The sequence below is a fragment of the Mesorhizobium sp. M1A.F.Ca.IN.022.07.1.1 genome, from assembly GCF_003997575.1.
Taxonomy (GTDB): domain Bacteria; phylum Pseudomonadota; class Alphaproteobacteria; order Rhizobiales; family Rhizobiaceae; genus Mesorhizobium.
In genome coordinates this window covers 16981-36412 of sequence record NZ_RZST01000014.1, presented here as the reverse complement: position 1 = coordinate 36412, position 19432 = coordinate 16981, and the positions used below count along the sequence as shown (strand labels likewise).

The window sequence follows — 19432 nt, the reverse complement described above, 5'->3', positions numbered from 1 at the left end:
GCGCGGGCCGCGTTCTTCGCAATCGTGCGGCAAAGCCGGGCGCGCTTTCAGCGCAACTCGGCAAGGCTGTCGCCGGCGCCGGTCGTCAGGCGCCAGAAGCTGCAGGCCGACACGCTGGCCGGACTGACCCGCCGCCAGGAGCAGGCGATGGCGCGGCGGCTTGACCGCCTGCGTGCCGCTCTTACCCAGGCCGACCGGCTGCTCACCACGCTGTCGCACAAGGCCGTGCTGGCGCGCGGCTTCGCGCTGGTCAAGGACGCCGATGGGACCGTCGTCAAGCGCGTCGCGGAGCTGGCGCCGGGTGCGGCGCTGCAGCTGGAGTTCGCCGACGGCAATGCAGAGGCCATCGCCACCAGCGGCGGCGCGCGGCCGAAGTTGGCCGCCAAGCCCTCGGGCAAGGCCAAGGAGCCGGGCAACCAGGGCTCGTTGTTCTGAAATGAGCAGGAGCGACCCGCATCTGCGCACGCCGTCGGGCAAGCCGCGCCTGCGCTCGTTCAACATCGCACTGGACGGCACGCCCGGCCGCTTCAACGCCATCACCGACGTGCCGGGCGTCGCGGTCGGCTATACGACGCTGATTGCCGGCGGGGGCCCGCTGCAAGTCGGGATAGGACCGGTGCGCACCGGCGTGACTGCGATCCTGCCGAGACCTGTCGGCGAACTGGCGACGCCGGTGTTTGCCGGCGTGTTCAGCCAGAACGGCAATGGCGAGCTGACCGGCACGCATATCATCGAGGAGACCGGCGCCTTCAACCTGCCGGTTACCATCACCAACACCCATTCCTGCGGCCTTATCCGCGACGGAACGCTGCGTTGGATGAGCCGGGTGCTGCCGGCGGCGCTCGACAGCGCCTGGGGCCTGCCGGTGGCGGCGGAGACCTATGACGGCTTCCTCAACGACATCAACGGCCACCATGTGAGCTTCGAGCATGTCGCCTCGGCGCTCGACGGCGCGACGGACGGCGCGATCGAGGAAGGAAGCGTCGGCGGCGGCACCGGCATGATCTCGTTCGGCTTCAAGGCCGGGTCAGGCACCGCCTCGCGCATCGTCGAATGGCAAGACAGAAGTTACACGCTCGGCGTGTTCGTGCAGGCGAATTTCGGCAAGCGGCGCAACTTCACCATTCGCGGCCGGCACGTCGGGCCGGAACTCACCGAGCCGGCGATCCGCGAAGGCACGCCGCGCGCCGAAAAGGGCTCGATCATCGCCGTCGTCGCTACGGATGCGCCATTCCTGCCGCACCAGATGAAGCGCCTCGCCAGGCGCGTGCCGCTCGGCATCGCCCTGGCCGGCGGCTACGGCTACCACAGCTCGGGCGATATCTTTCTTGCCTTTTCGACCGCCAATCGCGAGGCCGCGCTGGCGGCTTCAGGCCGCGTCGCCCGCGCGGAGTTCATTCCCGATGTCGATATCGACCCGTTCTTCGATGCTGTGGTGCAAGGGGTGGAGGAGGCGATCCTCAACGCGCTCGTCGCCAATGAGGACATGACCGGGCGCGACGGCAATTTCGTGCCGGCGCTGCCAAAGGCGTGGCTGAAGGACAATTTCGGCTAAGCCGGACGCCCGGCTGAGGTCAGACAAACCGCGCGCACGGTATCTTATTCGGACGGCTTGTCCGACGTCGTCTGTTGCTCGCTCTCCTCGGCGACTTCCTCAAGGCGCGAAGCGATCAGTTCCTGGATGTCGCCGACCTCTTCCTGGATGTCTTCCAGAAGGATGCCTTCCTCGGCGGCCTTGGCGCAGCACTCCTTGGCGAGAGTTTCGGCCTGCTCGTCGATCTTCACCGGCGAATGCTGGCATTGGACCTTTTCGCCAATCCATCCGCGCAAGAACTCGATCGCATGTTCACTCATACTGCTTTTCCCTAGCGGCAATGCCGGTTGGTAGTCATGAACGCTCGCGTCCCGCCACGGGACGCAGGCCCATTCGAGCCGAGTCGGCCCCTGCCGGCAAGACGTCTTGCCAATGGGACAAGATGCCTTGCCCATGGGACAAGATGTCTTGCCCAGGGTCCGCGGAGCCGAAGGACTGGAAAGGTTCGAGGGACACGTTCAGATTGTTGAGGATGATGCTTAGGCCAGGACCGTCAAAGATCCGCTCTGTTGTTTTTACTTGCTTTCTTCCGGTTTTTCAGACCGATTTCCGTCACAACACCAGGCATTTACGGCGATGTCGCAGGCGCAGCCAAGGTGCGAGAAACCGAAAGCCGCCGCTATATAGTGATATCCCCATACAATGTCGACTCTGATCGTCGTGCCTGCTTCTTTCCGCCGCGTCAGGCAGGTGGCGGACAGCCTTCGGGGAAAGGTCTCGGCACCCCTGCTGCGCATCTGGGCATGACGCTGCGCCATACTTGGCAGGTGGCGATCACCATCGTCTCGCCGTTCGTTGCCGCGACGCTGCAGCTTCTGATTCCACATTTGCTGCGGCGCGCCATAGACCAAGCGCAGGGCGTCATGGTTGCGGGCGGCGGGACGGCTGCCGAACAGGCGCTTCGGAATACGGCCCTGACACTGCTTGCAGTCAGTGTCGTGCAGGTCTTTTCACGATGGCGCAGAACGAGGCCGTCGGCCATCAGACCGGCTATGAGAGGCGCCTGGCCTTCTGCGAGGTGCGCGGGCTGCTCAGCCTGAGCTGCCCTTCGTCGCCCGGCGATGCTTCGTCACCCAATAGAGGATTGGGACGCGGCGGCCGGAAAAGCGACGTGACCGCCAGGAATCGATGGTACCGTTGGCTGGGCTCGAACCAGCGACCCCCAGATCCACAATCTGGTGCTCTAACCAACTGAGCTACAACGGCACATCCGCCTGAGCGCAATCCGAGGAGAAAATCATTCCCCGTGTCCGCTCCGTCGTCGGCGATGCGTCCAATACGGATTATCGGAGTCTAATTCAAGGCCTTTGATGAGGCAAAGATCCGATGAACGAACCCGCGCAGTCCTGATTGGGCAAAAGAAAAGGCCGGCGGGAGGAGGTGCCGGCCTTTTCCTGTTACGAGCCAGCGGGAGGAGGAGCTGGCTGGTCACCCCGGAGAGCAAAGGGAGGAGGTTTCACACTCCGGGTATTCATCTCATCAATTCATCGCACATCTATTTGTCTGACGAAATGCGACGTTTTGATGCATCGTTGAGTTGCGCCTGAAATCAGGCCGCCTTGATGTCCTTGAACGCCTTCTCGAAAGCGGTCTTCACCGGCTTCGAGACGTCCTCGACAGCCTTGGAGGCGACGGCCTGAAAGTCCTTGGCCTGCTCGACGGCCATCTCGGCGCGCTTGCGCAGGAAGGCAGTCTGCAGTTCGACGACTTCCGACAGCGTCTTGGCGCCGACCAGGGCTTCAAGGTGCGAGAAGCTGGCCTCGGCATTGGCGCGAAGGATGGCGATGGTCTTCAGCGAGACATCGCCGGAAACGGTCTTGGCGGTCTCGTAGGTCGACTCCAGAACCTTCTGGGTCTCCTCGGCGCCGTTCTTCAGTTTGGTATAGGCCTCTTTCGACTGCTCGACGCCCTTCTCGGCGAAGGCGCGGATCTGGTCGGTGGCCTTGGAAGCGTCAAAGCTTGGGAATTCAACGTTCTCGATGGTCTCGGTCTTGGCAGTCTTGGACATTTTCCAACCTTTCAAGGGCAGCGGCTTTGACGGAAAGCCGTCTCGTTCATGTATGATGGCAATATAAAGGCAAGTTTTGTGCATTGCAATATCTTTGTTGCACTGCACCATAAAAAATCGCCCCGCCATTAACCAAGAGCCCAGAGATTTCGGCCGATACACGGCATGGCTTGTGGACCTTGGTCCCGTACGCTTTTATTAACAAAGCGTTAACTCAAAAAGCCCGCCTGGAAGGTCTGCCAGCGCATGCCGCCTGAAAACTACTCCTTCCTCGACGTCGCCGTACTCGACGCGGTGCGCCAGCGCTTCGCCGCCGGCGACGCGCTTGCCATACTGTCGGCCGATCTCGAGCAGGTGATCTGGGCCAACGGGCCAGGTGCCGCGGTATTCGGCTATCCGGAAATCGAAGCAATCATCGGCGCTTCCGCGCGGCTGCCGCTAATTGCCAGGCGGCAGATCATGGCGACCAGCGGCTTTCCGGATATCGGCAGCGACCGCGCCGTCACCGTGCGGCTGGCGACCGGCATGGTCAGCCGCGCCGTCGGCTTGCTCGCCAGCGCGGTAACGATGCCGGACGGCGAAAAGGCGATCATGCTGGCGATGCCCGCGGCGCAGACCGGCTCGCGCGGCGCCGCCGAAATAGCCAGCCGCGCCATTGGCGGCTTCACCGAGGCCGGACATTTCATCGCCTTCGTCGACGCCCAAGGCCATGTCGAGGCGGCTTCGGAGGGATTTGCCGCGCTCGGCATCAGGCCGGAGACGCTCGCTGCCCTGGTCGCGGACGTGGCAAGCGTTGGAGACCGCATCGTCAAGCGGCTTGTTCCCGGCGCAAGCACCTCCTACCCGGCCGGCTTTGCGCGCTTGACCGACGCGCGCCATCTCCTGGTGGTGATCGACGAAGACCAGCTCGACGGCGAGCGGAACGACCAGCCCGACGCCGGTAAGTCGGCAGCGCCGGAAAGCGCGCCCGCCGTCTCCGAAGACAAAAACACCACAGTCAGCGCCGAGCCGAGCCGAGAGAACAATACCCAGTCTCCGGCCGCGGCAAAGGGCGAAAAGGCAGACGCGGTCCCGGCAGCGGCCACGGATGACGCCCGGCCAACGCAAGGGACCGCGGCCACGGCCGACCGCGCGCCGGATGCTGCGCTGGTAGGCGGTGCCGGCCCGGCGCAGCATGACCATTGGTATTTCAATGCCGGCGGCGACGACGTGAAGGGGCCGGAGAGGCCGCCACAGATCGGACCGGCGGAGATCGCGGCCGGAAGCCGGCAGCACACCGCCGGAACGGCGGCGGCCGAGCCGAGCGCGGCGCGCAAAATCGACCGTTCGGCGCCGCCGCTGCGTTTCGTCTGGCGGACCGACGCCGAAGGTAAGTTCAGCGCGCTGTCGCCGGAATTTGCCGATATCGTCGGCAAACCCGCCGCCGATGTGATCGGTCGCCGCTTCAGGGATGTCGCGACGACTTTCGGCCTCGACGCATCGGGCGAGATCGCCACTCTGCTCGAGCGGCGCGATACCTGGTCGGGACGTTCGGTGCTGTGGCCGGTGGCGGGCACGGACCTGAAGATCCCCGTCGATCTTGCGGCGCTGCCGGTCTATGGCCGCAGCCGCGCCTTCGAAGGCTTCCGCGGCTTCGGCGTCGCGCGCAGCGCCGACGCCGTTGTCGACCCGGAAGCGCTCGGCATGGCGCTGGTGCCCAATGGCGCCGCTCCGACAGAACCCGAACCTGCCGCCGGGCAACCCGCGGCCGAGCCGGCGAAACCTGCCGACCCGTTCCTGGGCGAAGTGCCGGCGCTGACCATCGTGCCCAAGCCGGAGCGCCGCTATGCCGACAAGGTGATCCGGCTGGCCGAGCACAGGCAGCCGGCCAACGACAAGCAGCCGGGAAATGACAGGCCGGCGAGTGAGAAAGGGCTGTCGATCCTCGAGCGCAGCGCCTTTCGCGAGATCGGCGAGCGGCTGCGGAAGGAAAGTTCGGGACCGGCCGAGCCGCCAAGCGGCGCAACCGCGGGTGCTCAAAAGCAATCAGATGCGGCTGCAACCGCCGACAAGGCTGCTCCCACGGCCGAACAACCGTTGGCCGGTGAGAGGAAGACCGACCACTCCGATCTGAACGCGACTGACGCGACCTCGCCTGAGCCGGCCATACCGGAAGGCAACGAGGCCATTGGTACGGCCGAAGCGGAGACCGAGGCGGAAGATCAGAAGGATCTGGCTCGGCTCGACGGCCTCGATGTCCCCGCGGCAGCCGCTGGGAAAGACGAAACGCCTGCTGCCTCCGGGTCGCTGCTCAACTATGCCGGGCGCGAGAAAGCTACCGACGAAGCGCAGGAAGCGGGTTCCGACAGGCGCCAAACCGCAGCGGCGGAAAGGGCAGCCGAACCGACGGCCGAGCGGCCAGGAGCCGAAGCCCCTGCCCCTGAGGCAGGCGCTGGCGACGACGACGGCATGACCGCCGACGATTTTCGCGACGCGGAAGACAGCGAGGACTGGGCCGGTTCCGACCGGGACGGCGCCCTGCCCGCGCCTGGACAGCCTCGCGAAGCGAAAGCGCCGCCACCGAAAAGGCCGCGCCTCACGGTGCCGCCGCTCAAGCTCGAGGGCTTCGTGCCCTCGGCTTTCTCCACCGGGGAAGGCGACAGGGCTCCCGACACGTCCATCCTCGCCAGGCTGCCTGTGCCGCTGCTCATCCATTCCGGCGACGTGCTGCATTATGCCAATGAGGCGTTCCTCGAACTCACCGGATACGACGCGCTGGAAGACCTTGCCGATGCCGGCGGGCTCGGCGCGCTGTTCGCCGACCATTACGCCGATGATGGCGAGACTGACGAAAGCGACCGTTCGCTGAAGCTCACAACCCGCCAGGGCCAGGAATTCCCGATCGATGCGCTCCTGCGCTCGGTGCCGTGGCGCGGCGGCAAGGCGCTGATGCTGGTGGTGCGCCGCTCGGGCGAGGACGAGGCGCCCTCCTCGCATCTCAGCGCGGCCAATGACGAGCCGAACCAGCAGCCGGACGTGTCCGAACTGAAGTCGCGCATCGCCGAAATGCGCACCATCATCGACACTGCGACCGACGGCGTGGTGCTGATCGGCCGCGACGGCAACATCCGCTCGATCAGCCGCCCGGCTGAAGCCCTGTTCGGCTTCGACAGCGACGAGATCGCCGGCAAGCCCTTTGCCTCGCTGTTCGCCATCGAGAGCCAACGCGCGGCGCGCGACTATCTCGTCGGCCTTTCCGAACCTGGCGTGGCGAGCTTGCTGAACGACGGGCGCGAGGTGATCGGCCGCGAGGCGCAGGGGCGCTTCATCCCGCTGTTCATGACCATCGGCAGGCTGCCCAACGACAGCGGCTTCTGCGCCGTCGTGCGCGATATCACGCAGTGGAAGCGGGCCGAGGAAGACCTCACCCAGGCGCGCGCCGTGGCCGAGCGTGCCTCCTCGCAGAAGACGGATTTCCTCGCCCGCATCAGCCATGAGATCCGCACGCCGCTCAACGCCATCATCGGCTTTTCCGAACTGATGGTGGACGAGAAGTTCGGCCCGGTCGCCAACGACCGCTATCGCGACTATCTGCGTGACATCAACCGTTCGGGCAACCACGTGCTCGACCTCGTCAACGACCTGCTCGACATCTCCAAGATCGAGGCCGGCCAGCAGGAGATGGCCTATGAGGCGGTGTCGCTCAACGACACGCTGGCCGAAACGGTGGCGATGATGCAGCCGCAGGCCAACCGCGAGCGCGTCATCATCCGCTCGAGCTTCGCCTCGCGGCTGCCGGAAGTGGTGGCGGATTTGAGGAGTGTGCGCCAGATTGCGCTGAACATACTTTCCAACGCCATCCGCTATACCCAGGCCGGCGGCCAGGTGATTGTGTCCACCGCCTACGAGACCTCCGGCGACGTCGTCATGCGCGTGCGCGATACCGGCATCGGCATGACGCCGGCCGAGATCGAGCAGGCACTGAAGCCGTTCAAGCAGATCAATGCGCTCAAACGCGGCCGCGGCGACGGCACCGGCCTCGGGCTGCCTCTGACCAAGGCGATGGTGGAGGCCAACCGTGCCCGCTTCACTATCACATCGACACCTGGCGAAGGCACGCTGGTCGAGGTCGTCTTCCCATCGACGCGCGTGCTGGCCGAATAACGATCCGCAAGACCGAGCTTCGGCCAAAGAAAAAGGCGTCCTGGAGGACGCCTTGGAAAATGGGATGCTGTCACAACGGGGCTTGAGCTGAACCTCAGGGGACGAGGAACGGGATTTCTCCCTCAAGTTACACGCGACTATCGGCGCCGTCCCTTAACAAGTCCTTACCGGGAGCCAAAAAAATTTACGAATGTGTACCACTCGTGAAATCTAGGTAAATTGGACCGACACTATTTCTTAACCATGCCGGGGAGGCCTAATCAGCAAGCTGCGGCAGGTTCCTGAACAGCTCCAGCGCCTCCGGATTGGCGAGCGCTTCCTTGTTCTTGATGGCGCGACCATGCACCACGTCGCGCACGGCAAGCTCGGTGATCTTGCCCGACTTGGTGCGCGGGATGTCGGTGACGGCAACGATCTTCGCCGGCACATGGCGGGGGCTGGCGCCCGAGCGGATTCTGGTGCGGATGCGCTTTTCCAGATCCTCATCGAGGCTCACGCCGGCGGCCAGCCGCACGAACAGCACGACGCGCACGTCGTTGTCGAAATCCTGGCCGATGCAGAGCGCCTCCAGGATTTCCGGCATCTGCTCGACCTGGTTGTAGATCTCGGCCGTGCCTATTCTCACCCCGCCTGGATTGAGCGTGGCGTCGGAGCGGCCATGGATGACCATGCCGCCATGCGCGGTCCATTCGGCGAAGTCGCCATGGCACCAGATGTTGTCGAAGCGCTCGAAATAGGCCGCGTGGTACTTCTTGCCATCCGGATCGTTCCAGAAGCCGATCGGCATCGACGGGAATGCCTTGGTGCAGACGAGTTCGCCCTTCTCCTGCCGGACCGGCTTGCCGTCGTCGTCCCACACGTCCACCGCCAGGCCGAGGCCCGGCCCCTGGATCTCGCCGGTCCAGACCGGCTCGGTCGGGACACCCAGCACGAAGCAGGAAACGATGTCGGTGCCGCCGGATATCGAGGCGAGATGCACGTCCTTCTTGATGCCGTCATAGACGAAGCGGAAATCCTCCGGCGACAGCGGCGAGCCGGTGGATGAGATGGTCCGCACGCTTGCAAGGTCGTGGCTGTCGATCGGCTTCAGCCCTGCCTTGCGTACGGAATCGATGAATTTCGCCGAAGTGCCGAAATAGGTCATCTTCTCGGCATCGGCGAAATCGAACAGCGCATTGCCGTCGGGGTAGAAGGGCGAACCGTCATAGAGCAGCAACGTCGCCCCCGAGGCGAGGCCCGAGACCAGCCAGTTCCACATCATCCAGCCGCAGGTGGTGAAGTAGAAAAAGCGGTCGCCATCCAGCAGGCCGGCATGCAGCCGCTGCTCCTTGACATGCTGGATCAGCGTGCCGCCGACCGAGTGCACGATGCATTTCGGGATTCCGGTCGTGCCGGAGGAGAACAGAATGTAGAGCGGGTGCGAAAAAGGCAGCCGCTCGAAGGCGAGCGGCCTGGCGGCAAAGGGCGAGAGCGCTCCTTCCAGCGCCTCGGCCTGGTCGATGGTAGCGGCGACATCGGCCGACGTGCCGAGATAGTCGACGATCAGCACCTTGCGCACGGTCGCGAGCTTCTCGGCCACCGCGCGGATCTTGTCGGCGACCTCGATGGCTTTGCCGTTGTACCAATAGCCGTCAGGCGCGATGAAGACGACCGGCTCGATCTGGCCGAAACGGTCGAGCACGCCCTGTTCGCCGAAATCAGGTGAGCAGGAAGACCAGACCGCGCCGATCGAGGCGGCAGCCAGCATGGCAGCGACCGTCTCCGGCATGTTCGGCATCATGGCGGCAATGCGATCGCCCTCTCTGACGCCGATCGACAGGAAGAGCTGCTGCAGGCGCGAAGTGAGCGCATGGAGCTCGTTCCAGGACAGCCGGCGCTCGACCTTGTCCTCGCCCCGGAACACGATAGCGAGGCTGCCGCCGGTTTTTTTCAGAAGGTTCTCGGCGAAATTGAGTTTCGCGTCGGGAAAGAAGGCGGCGCCAGGCATCTTCTCGCCATCGACCAGAGCCCGCTCGCCCTTGTCGCCGACAAGTCCGCAAAAGTCCCAGACAAGGTCCCAGAATGCCTCGCGGTCGTCGATCGACCAGCGGTGGAGCTCGGCATAGCTGGAGAAAGCCTGGCCAGACTTCGCAACCGCAGCTTTCATGAAGGCGGTCATGGGCGCGGAGGCGATCCGGTCCTGCGTCGGCGTCCACAAGGGGGTGTCGGCAGCCATATCGTTCCTCCCAAAGCGCGTCGCGATTGCGGCAATTAAGCCTGATGTCGCCTGCGTCGTTGTCCCAAAACCGGCGTGGCGTTGGCGGACCGGACGGGTTTATCGCTTATGCATACCGCAGCGCAGCAGAGCAAGATTTTGTTGAAATGGCCGGCAAGGACACGGCGCAAACGCCATCGGAGGGCCATAAAGACTTGAAAAGCGTCGGCGCTCGGCTACACCCGTCGGGCGATTTGTCGGCAATGGAAACTCACGGGGCGAGATGAGATCATCTTTGATCCGGCGCGGGGTATGGGTAATCGGCGTTGCGGTGCTGGTCATCGCGCTCGCCGTCGCCGCCTTGCCGCTGATTGCCTCGACGCGCATCGTACGCGACCGCATCGCTTGGGAATTGAGCGCCTGGAGCGGCTTTCGCGTGTCGATCGACGGTTCGCCGCGCATCGAGGTGTGGCCTAAGTTCCGGGCCATCCTCAGCGATGTGACGCTGTCGCAATGGACGGAAACCGACGCGCCGCCGGTGATCGAAGCCGAGCGCGTCGAAGTCGATCTCTCGGCCATGGCCGCCGTGCAGGGCGACGTCCAATTCTCGACGGCAAGGCTGGTGCGGCCGACGATCAGGGTGGAGCGCAAGGCGAGCGGCCTCTATCTGCCGCCGCTGCCGACCGGCGGCCGCATCACCCGCTCGATCGACACTGCGCGCGGCGTGGTCACCGCGAACCCGCAGAAGCCCGACCTCGGCAGACTCCCTTCCGATCCGTTCGGCATCGTCGAGTTCCGCGACGGCCGCGTCGTGACCTCGGTTGGCGGCAAGGATACCGAGATCCTGAGCAGCCTCAGCGGCCAGGTGAACTGGGCGGCGATGAACAGCGACGCCGCGCTCACGGCGACCGGCATATGGCGCGGCGAAAGCGTCCAGATCGATTTTTCCTCGGCGAAGCCGCTGGTGCTGTTTGCCGGAGGGGTCGCCCCCGTCACGCTCGCCTTCAAGGCGGCGCCCGCCACACTTTCTTTCGACGGCGTCGCCTCGATGTCGGAGAACGGCTATCTGGACGGCCAAGCGAAATTCACCGCCCCTTCGCTGCGACGCCTGCTTGAATGGTCGCAAGCCGGCATGGCGCCTGGTGCTGCGATCGGCTCCGTCTCGGTCGCGAGCAAGGTGGCGGCCTCGGCGGGGCGCGCGAAGTTCGAGAACACGACGGTGGCGCTGGACAACAACCCCGGCATGGGAGCGCTGGACTTTTCGTTCAGCGAGCCCCTGCCCGTTATTTCCGGCACGCTTGCGTTCGATACGCTCGATCTTCGATCGGTCCTTTCCGCTTTCACGCCGATCGCTCCCGCCGGCCAGGCAGGCCCCGGCGAGTTCGACACCGGCTTCGCCGACAAGATCAACCTCGATCTCAGGCTGTCGGCGGCGCACGCCACCGCCGGCCCGATCCAGCTTGCCGATGTCGCCGCGACCGCGCAGGTCAAGAACGGGCTTGCCGTCTTCGACATCTCCGACGCGTCGGCCTTCAACGGCAACATCCAGAGCAGCCTGCGCTTCGACCGCAAGCCGGACGGCACTCAGGTCGAGTTGCGGCTTTTGGCATCGGACGTCGACACCGGCGCCTTCGCCACCGCGGCGGGGATGACGCGGCTGGTGCCGGCCGGAACCGGAACCGTCTCGGTCATTCTGAAGGGGCCGGGCAAGGCCTGGGACTCGATCTTCGAGAACGCCGACGGGTCTTTCTCGGCGACGTTCGGGCCGGGCTCGCTCAACGGCCTCAACCTGCCTGCCTTTCTCAAGCGCAACGAACAGGGCGGATTCTTCGCCCTCGACGACGTCGCCGACGGCTCGCTGCCCATCGACGGCGCCGAGATCAAGGCGAGCATCTCGAAAGGTGTGGCGCGGCTGGACAAGGCCGAGGTCAATGCACAGAAGTACAAGATCTGGCTTTCGGGCATCGCCTCCTATACCGGGCGCGGGCTGGCGCTCTCGGGCGGCATCATCCCGAACGGACAACCTGCGCAGCAACAGCCGGCCCAACAACCGGCTACCGCCGGTCAGACAGCGGTGCAGGCGCCGCAGCCCTCAAAGCAGTCGTTGTTCTTCGTCGGCGGCAACTGGAGCACTCCGTTCATCTCGCCGATCAGCCGCGGCGTTTCAGGCCAATAGAACAAGGCGCAGGTCGCGCCCGTCTTTGTTCCCTATCCGCGTTGCGCCGCCTGCTCATCGCGCTGGCGCTGGACCTCGCGGCGCTTGTTGGCGATCGAGGCAATGATGACGCCGATCGCGACGACGGCGATCAGGATGGTGCAGGCGGCATTGATCTCAGGCGTCACGCCGAGGCGCACCTGGCTGTAGATCTTCATCGGCAGCGTCGTGGCGCCGGGGCCCGAGGTGAAGGAGGCGATGACCAGATCGTCGAGCGAGAGCGTGAAGGCCAGCATCCAGCCGGAGATGATCGCCGGCAAGATGACGGGCAAGGTGATCTGGAAAAAGGTCTTCACCGGCGGCGCGCCGAGGTCCATCGCTGCTTCTTCCAGCGAGCGGTCGAAGGAGACCAGTCGCGACTGCACGACGACGGCCACGAAGCACATGGTGAAGGTGATGTGGGCGAGCGTGACGGTGAAGAAGCCTCGGTCAAGCCCGACGGCCACGAAGAGCAAGAGCAGCGACAGGCCGGTAATGACTTCCGGCATCACCAGCGGCGCAAAGACCATGCCGGAAAATAGCACCCGCCCCTTGAAGCGTGTGTAGCGGGTCAAGGTGATCGCCGCCAGCGTGCCGAGCACGGTGGCAACGGTCGCCGAGATGACGCCGACGCGGGCTGTCACCCAGGTGGCGTCCATCAGGCCCTGGTTGTGGAACAGCGACACGTACCATTTCGTCGAAAAGCCGCCCCAAACGGTGACGAGCTTGGATTCGTTGAAGGAAAAGACGATGAGAAGCACGATCGGCAGATAGAGAAAGGCAAAGCCGAGCACGATCGAGGTGATGTTGAAGCGGCTCCAGGTGGCGTTCATTTGCCTTGCTCCTGGGCTTTCGCTTGAGCTTGCTGGAAGAACATGATCGGGACGGTCAGCACCAGGAGCAGGATGACCGCCACCGCCGACGAGACCGGCCAATCGCGGTTGGCGAAGAATTCGTTCCACAGCGTCTTGCCGATCATCAGCGTCTGCGAGCCGCCGAGAAGGTCCGGTATGACGAACTCGCCGACCGCCGGGATGAAGACTAGCAAGCAGCCGGCAATCACGCCCGGCAGCGACAGCGGGAAGGTGATCTTCCAAAAGGCACCGATCGGCGGGCAGCCGAGATCCTGCGCCGCCTCTATCAGCGTATAGTCCATCTTCTCCAGCGACGAGTAGAGCGGCAGCACCATGAAGGGCAGATAGGAATAGACGATGCCGATGAAGATCGCGGTGTAGGTGTTGAGGATGACCAGCGGCTGGCTGATCAGGCCAGTGGCGAGCAGCACCTGGTTGAGCAGCCCTTCGGGTTTCAGGATGCCGATCCAGGCATAGACGCGGATCAGGAACGAGGTCCAGAACGGCAGGATCACGAGCATCAGCAAGGTCGGCCGGATCGTCGCCGGCGCGCGCGCCATGCCATAGGCGATCGGATAGCCGACGATCAGCGTCAGCATCGTCGCGATGCCCGCGATGATCAGGCTGGTCACATAGGCGTTGAAGTAAAGCGCGTCCTGGGTCAGCCACGTGTAATTGTCGAAGTTGAGCTCGCGAAAGCCGGCGAGGAATCCGGAAATACCGTCGCCGAAATCGAGCACCGGGGTGTAAGGCGGCATCGAGATCGCCGTCTGCGACAGCGAGATCTTGAAGACGATGATGAACGGGACAAGGAAGAAGAACAGCAGCCAGAGATAGGGAATGATGATAACGAGACGGTCGACGAAGCCCTTCGCCAGCTTGGTCGGCAACTGAGCGGCGGTTTCAGCCGAGGAAGAGGCGGCGGCGATATTGGTCATGGCCGCCCTGTTACCTTGTCAGCACGACGCCGGCGTCCGGCCGGAAGGAGACCCAGGCGCGATCGTTCCAGGTCAGCGGGTCCTCGCTGACGCGGGCAGCGTTCAACGCGCTTGCCCGCACCATCTGTCCGTCGTCGAGCTTGATGTGGTAGACGGTCATGTCGCCAAGATACGCAACGTCATAGACTTCGCCTTCCAGCGCATTGACGGCATCGGCCGGCTTCCTCGACGAGACCTTGATCTTCTCGGGCCGGATCGCGAAAACGATGTCGGCGCCCTTGGTGGTGTCGGTGGCATTCTCGACAACGATCTGCGCACCGGTCGCGCCGGTGATGCGCGTCGTATTCGCTGCCCGCTCGGCAACCTTGCCCTCGAACATGTTCACATTGCCGACGAAATGCGCCACGAAGCGCGACGTCGGGGCCTCGTAGATTTCCGCCGGCGTCGCCACCTGCATCACCTCGCCCCTGTCCATGATGGCGATGCGGTCGGCCATGGTCATGGCTTCCTCCTGGTCGTGGGTGACGACGACGAAGGTAAGCCCAAGTTCCTGCTGCAGGTCCATCAGTTCGAACTGCGTCTCCTCACGCAGCTTCTTGTCGAGCGCGCCGAGCGGCTCGTCCAGCAAAAGCACCTTCGGCCGCTTGGCGACCGAGCGGGCAAGCGCCACGCGCTGGCGCTGACCGCCGGAAAGCTGGTGCGGCTTGCGCTTGGCGAACTGCTCGAGCTTGACCAGCCTCAGCATCTCGGCGACGCGCTTTTCGATATCGGGAGCGGGCATGCCTTCCTGCTTGAGGCCGAAGGCGATGTTCCTTTCCACCGTCATATGCGGAAACAGCGCATAGGACTGGAACATCATGTTCACCGGCCGCTTATAGGGCGGAATGCCGCGCAGGTCCTGGCCGTCGAGCAGAATGCGCCCCGCGGTCGGCTCCTCGAAGCCGGCGAGCATCCTGAGCAGGGTCGACTTGCCGCAGCCCGAGGCGCCGAGCAGGGCGAAGAACTCACGTTCGAAGATGGTCAGCGACAGATTGTTGACAGCGGTGAAGTCGCCAAACTTCTTGGTCACCTTGTCGAACTGGATATACGGCTTGGCGCTCGGATCATTCCATGGCGCGAAATCCCTGCGGATGCTGCCAAGCGATTTCATGTCCCACTCCGGGTCTGTTTCGTTCCGCTGGAACGGTTCATGGTTTCGAGAAAACGCCGAACCGCTCCAGCTTTTTGTTTCTGACGCAATTCCGGGCGGAAAACCGTCCCACACTGTTGCTGGAATTGCTTCTAAAGAAAGCGACTCCGGCAGTTTCTGCCGGGGTCGCGTCTCGATGCTTATTGGCCGGTGACGATCTTGGTCCAGGTGCGCGTGATGATGCGCTGTGTCTTGGGATCGTAGGGCTGGACGGTGTAAAGCTTCTTGGTCGTCTCCTCGTCCGGATAGACCGAGGTGTCCTCCAGGAGGGCCTTGTCGACGAACTGCTGCGAGGCCTTGTTGCCGTTGGCGTAGAGCACATAATTCGAGGATTTGGCGATGACTTCCGGCGTCATCATGTAGTTGATGAACTCATGCGCTTCTGCGACATGCGGCGCGTCGGCTGGGATCGCCATCTGATCGAACCACATCTGGGCGCCTTCCTTGGGCACCGAATAGCCGATCTCGACGCCCTGCTTGGCCTCCTCGGCGCGGTTGCGCGCCTGGAACACATCGCCCGACCAGCCGATCGCCAGGCAGATGTCGCCGTTTGCCAGCGCGTTGATGTATTCCGAGGAATGGAACTTGCGAATATACGGCCGAACCTTGAGCAGGGCCTCCTCGGCCTTGGCGATATCGTCGGGCGAGGTGCTGTTTGGATCGAGGCCGAGATGTTTCAACGTGGCCGGAATGATGTCGGAGGGGGAATCCAGCACATAGACGCCGCAATCCTTGAGCTTGGCGAGGCTCTCCGGATTGAAGAACACATCCCAGCTGTCGATCTTGTCGGTGCCGAGTGCCGCCTGCACCTTCTTGACGTTGTAGCCGAGGCCGACCGTGCCCCACATGTAGTTGACCGAGTACTCATTGTTCGGATCATACTTTGCGGTGCGCTCCGAAATGACATCCCACATGTTGGAGATGTTCGGCAGCTTGGACTTGTCGAGCTTCTGGAAGACGCCGGCCTGGATCTGGCGCGCCAGGAAATTGGCGCTGGGCACCACGACATCATAGCCGCTGCCCCCGGCCAGCAGCTTCGTCTCCAGGATCTCGTTGGAATCGAAAGTGTCGTAGACGACCTTGATGCCGGTCTTCTTGGTGAAGTCCTCGATGATCGAGCTGTCGATATAGTCCGACCAGTTATAGACGTTGACGACGCGGTCGTCGGCATGGCCGCTCGCGGCGAAGAGCGCCAGAAAGGCCGAAGTCGCCGAAAGCAAAAGCGCTTTGCGGATCATGATATTCTCCTTTGGTGAGTGTTCCCGTGCCGGCTCGTCGCGACATGGGCGCGGGACGGCGTTTGTTTCAGACTATGGAGATTTCCGGAGAGCCACAAGCGCGCGCGCCTGGCAGTGCGCCGGATCGTTGAGTGACGGGCGCCGCCCTTGCCTCCTTTCCAGGAAGCTGTTCGGACGGCCTCAGCGGCGTTGGCCGCGGCGTAAGCAGAGATGTAACGATGCGGTCCGGCCTCGATGAGGCCGGCGGAGTCACTTGGCAAGATACGCCTGTCTTGTTGTTGCCGTAATTGCAGCCTGCCCGGCCCGCAGCGGAGTTGTCAATGGGGAAGACACTCGAGCATCAATTGGGAGACGGCAGCCCGGTGATGCCCGGCCGCTCGGGCCGGGTCTGCCGCTTGAACTCAAACGCTATATGAACAAGCAGCGCGGCGATGACGACCGCGCCGCCGATGATGGTGCGCCCCGACGGCACCTCGGAATGGACGAGCCACACCCAGATTGGACCGAGGATCGGCTCAAAAGTGCCGAGCAGCGCCGCGACCGCCGCGGGCACCAGGCGGGCGCCCATGGCGAAAAAAGCAAGACCGACGCCGAGATTGATGACGCCGAAGGCGAAAAGAAAGCCCATGTCGCGCCCGGAGACGGTGAATTCCGTGGCTTGCGAGGCAGCAAAAGCACCGGCGAGCAACGCGCCGAGGCAAGTGGCCGGCACCATGCGCACATGGGCAAAGCGCCGGGTGATCACGGTCGCGAACGACAACATCACCGCGATCAGCAGCGCCAGGCCATCGCCGATCGGCGAGACGGCGCCGTCAAGCGATTCCGAGACCATGATGGCCACGCCGGTGATGACGGCGGCAATGGCGACCCAGGTTCCTGGGGTCACGCGTTCGCGAAACAGCACCCAGGCGAGCATGGCCGCCAGAAGCGGGACACCGGCCTGCATCAACAAGATGTTGGCGACCGTCGTGTAGGCGAGCGCGACGATGAAGCTCGTGGAGGCGGTGGCGAAGCAGAGAGCGACGCCCAGCCCAGGCAAGCCCATGTCGCGGAACAATCTCCAGGTGCCGCGCCAGCCGTCGCGCCAGAGCATGAAGGCGACGAGGAAGCCAACCGCCCAGATCGAGCGCCAGAACACCACGGTCCAGCTGTCGCCGACATGGATGAAGCGAGCGATGGTGCCGCCAAAACTCCACATCAGCGCCGACAGGAAGACCAGCAGCATGCCGATCCGCTCCTCGCGCGGCGAGACGGCAGCCAAGGCAACGCGAGACGAGGCGGTATCGGTCATAGGCGAGATTGTCAGCGATTTGCCGGCCGCACGATCCACCACGGACGACCACACCATATCCCATTCGCGTAGCGCAAATGCTGGAGCCAGGCGTGATCCAGCATCCGCTGAAATGTAGGACAAAGCCGGCTTGCGGGCCGCTAAACCGCTGCGGCTGGCGGGGGGTGCTACCCCTGGAAATCGAAGGCGCTGAGACCCGTCACCATCTCGTCGAGGCCAAGCGGCCGGGTCACCGGCGGCTCGGCGCGCGCCAGGCAGCCGACGCGCTCGCAGAGCCTGCAGGCCGGGCCGACCGGCGTTGCATATGCCGTGCTCTGCGCGGCCTTGGCGGCGGACGGTCCGGGCAGCGCCGCGCTGTAGACGATCTCGTCGCGAAAGCCGATGTCGCAGCCCAGCAGAAGCGCCGTGCGCCGCGGCCGCTCGGAAAAGGCGCCTTGCGGCCCTTCGAGCGTGCGGGCGATGCAGAGGAACTCGGCCCCGTCCGGCATTTCCACCGCCTCGACCAGGATCCGGCCCGGCTGCGAAAAGGCCGCATGGACAGGAAGCTTCGGACAGGCGCCGCCGAAACGGCTTTGCGGATAGCCCAGGCTGCCCGCCTTGCGGAAGCGGTTGCCGGCACTGTCGACCTCCAGCATGAAGAACGGTACGCCTGAGGCGCTCGGCCGCTGCAGCATGGTCAGGCGGTTTGCCGCCTGCTCGAAGGAGACGCCGAAGCGCGAACGCAAGACGTCGATGTCGTAGCGGGCGCGGACGGCCGCTGCATGAAAGGCTTGATAGGGCATCATCAGCGCGTGCGCCGCATAGCGGCCGAGCTCGAAACGGGCTAAGCGGCGCGCTTCGTCCGTGCCGAGCTTCAACGTCTGGATCTCGCCCGCCACGGCCACCGTCATGCGCATCAGGCTCGCCTCCATGGCGACCTCGCGCAGCTGATCGAAGGGGGAGAGCCGCTCTGACAGGAACAGGCGTTGCGAATGGCGATCGTAGCGCCTGCGCCAGTTCGGCATGGTGGCCACCGGCAGCACCTTGACCACGATGCCGTGCTCGCGCCTTAGCCACGCCTTCAGCGTGCCGAACAGGTCGTCGCCTGGATCGAGCAGCGAAATGAAGGCCTCGGCTTCCTCCTCCAGCGCGGCGAAATGGTTCGGCCTGCGCTCGAAAGTCTCGTGCACTTCGTCGACAGGCAGGCGCGTGCCGGACAATGCGGTCGCCCTGCCCTCCCGCGCCAGGAGTTCATTGAGATCCGACAGCCGATCGGCCTGCTCGCGATAGGCGCGAAACAATTTCACCATCGCGGCGGAAGCGTTCGGCGCGATCTCGGCGAGGTCGATCAGTTCCTGGTCGCCCGGCAGTTCGCCGGCCAGCAGCGGATCGCCGAACACTTCCTTCAGCGCCGCGATCGATCCTTTGGTCTCGCCCTGCAATTCGTGCGGGTCGATCTTGTAGGCCGACGCCAGCTTGAGGATCAGCTGCACCGTCAGCGGCCGCTGGTTGCGCTCGATGAGATTGAGGTAGGACGGCGAGATGCCCAGGCCTTCGGCCATCGCCGTCTGGGTCAGGCCCTTGGCGTTGCGAAGCCGGCGGATGCGCGGCCCGGCGAAAATCTTCTGCTCGGCCAATCGGCTACCTTGAAAAGAGTTTTACATAACGGCGCGCCGTCGCGGGCTCATCCAGCTTTTTACAATCATGACAGATTTACAGCCCCGACCTGTCAAACGCAACACCAGTTTTCCCGTATTTTAGCGGGCAAGCTCCGGTTTTTCTGGCGACTTTTGCGGCGCAATGTAAACAA

General features: G+C 64.0%; 14 protein-coding genes, 1 tRNA gene and 1 pseudogene. 5 read left to right on the top strand and 11 right to left on the bottom strand.

The features are described from left to right. Both EOA75_RS03775 and EOA75_RS03770 read left to right on the top strand, forming a co-directional pair. A partial coding sequence (locus tag EOA75_RS03775) for an exodeoxyribonuclease VII large subunit (protein ID WP_281058518.1) occupies positions 1–435 on the top strand: 435 nt, incomplete at its 5' end. A 1-nt stretch (position 436) separates the two neighbouring features. Further along, a complete protein-coding gene (locus tag EOA75_RS03770) occupies positions 437–1555 on the top strand; it encodes a P1 family peptidase (RefSeq protein ID WP_127323662.1) in 1119 nt (372 codons plus the stop codon). Positions 1556–1599: 44 nt separating this feature from the next. On the opposite strand, the gene EOA75_RS03765 is transcribed toward EOA75_RS03770, so the two are convergent. Continuing rightward, positions 1600–1854 (bottom strand): DUF768 domain-containing protein, encoded by a 255-nt coding sequence (locus EOA75_RS03765; protein WP_067327302.1) that lies wholly within the window; start codon positions 1852–1854, stop codon positions 1600–1602. A 255-nt stretch (positions 1855–2109) separates the two neighbouring features. Then, positions 2110–2445: a hypothetical protein gene (locus tag EOA75_RS34470; RefSeq protein WP_206516961.1), complete on the bottom strand. Its 336-nt coding sequence runs from the start codon at positions 2443–2445 to the stop codon at positions 2110–2112. Here EOA75_RS34470 and EOA75_RS34850 point away from each other — a divergent pair. Then, positions 2338–2612 (top strand): annotated as a pseudogene (locus EOA75_RS34850) (ABC transporter ATP-binding protein); the annotation flags it as partial. The gene EOA75_RS34470 and the pseudogene EOA75_RS34850 overlap by 108 nt on opposite strands. A gap of 111 nt (positions 2613–2723) precedes the next feature. Here the strand turns inward: EOA75_RS34850 and EOA75_RS03755 are convergent. Continuing rightward, a tRNA-His gene (locus tag EOA75_RS03755) sits at positions 2724–2800 on the bottom strand. A gap of 343 nt (positions 2801–3143) precedes the next feature. Continuing rightward, entirely contained in the window at positions 3144–3602 is a 459-nt protein-coding gene (locus EOA75_RS03750) for a phasin (RefSeq protein ID WP_066989279.1), read from the bottom strand. Positions 3603–3848: 246 nt separating this feature from the next. Here EOA75_RS03750 and EOA75_RS03745 point away from each other — a divergent pair, with 246 nt between their 5' ends. Beyond that, a complete protein-coding gene (locus EOA75_RS03745) occupies positions 3849–7745 on the top strand; it encodes a PAS domain S-box protein (protein WP_127323661.1) in 3897 nt (1298 codons plus the stop codon). A 256-nt stretch (positions 7746–8001) separates the two neighbouring features. Here the strand turns inward: EOA75_RS03745 and EOA75_RS03740 are convergent, their stop codons facing one another. Then, positions 8002–9960, bottom strand: coding sequence for an acetoacetate--CoA ligase (locus EOA75_RS03740; RefSeq protein WP_127323660.1), 1959 nt, complete (start codon positions 9958–9960; stop codon positions 8002–8004). 262 nt (positions 9961–10222) lie between these two features. On the opposite strand from EOA75_RS03740, the gene EOA75_RS03735 reads away from it, so the two are divergent. Further along, positions 10223–12115, top strand: a complete 1893-nt coding sequence (locus EOA75_RS03735; RefSeq protein ID WP_095825797.1) for an AsmA family protein — start codon at positions 10223–10225, stop codon at positions 12113–12115. 32 nt (positions 12116–12147) lie between these two features. Here the strand turns inward: EOA75_RS03735 and EOA75_RS03730 are convergent, their stop codons facing one another. The 6 genes from EOA75_RS03730 to EOA75_RS03705 form a co-directional block, all read right to left on the bottom strand. Next, complete coding sequence (locus EOA75_RS03730; RefSeq protein ID WP_067327282.1) at positions 12148–12966, bottom strand: ABC transporter permease subunit; 819 nt, start codon at positions 12964–12966, stop codon at positions 12148–12150. Next, a complete protein-coding gene (locus EOA75_RS03725; RefSeq protein ID WP_127323659.1) occupies positions 12963–13925 on the bottom strand; it encodes an ABC transporter permease subunit in 963 nt (320 codons plus the stop codon). The genes EOA75_RS03730 and EOA75_RS03725 overlap by 4 nt, the downstream gene beginning before the upstream one ends. A gap of 10 nt (positions 13926–13935) precedes the next feature. Further along, positions 13936–15075: an ABC transporter ATP-binding protein gene (locus tag EOA75_RS03720; RefSeq protein ID WP_127240938.1), complete on the bottom strand. Its 1140-nt coding sequence runs from the start codon at positions 15073–15075 to the stop codon at positions 13936–13938. Positions 15076–15254: 179 nt separating this feature from the next. Then, positions 15255–16352, bottom strand: coding sequence for a polyamine ABC transporter substrate-binding protein (locus EOA75_RS03715; RefSeq protein WP_095801099.1), 1098 nt, complete (start codon positions 16350–16352; stop codon positions 15255–15257). Positions 16353–16692: 340 nt separating this feature from the next. Next, a complete protein-coding gene (locus tag EOA75_RS03710; RefSeq protein WP_067327997.1) occupies positions 16693–17643 on the bottom strand; it encodes a DMT family transporter in 951 nt (316 codons plus the stop codon). Between the two features lie 167 nt (positions 17644–17810). Beyond that, positions 17811–19259: an XRE family transcriptional regulator gene (locus EOA75_RS03705; RefSeq protein WP_067327264.1), complete on the bottom strand. Its 1449-nt coding sequence runs from the start codon at positions 19257–19259 to the stop codon at positions 17811–17813. Between the last annotated feature and the right edge of the window lie 173 nt (positions 19260–19432).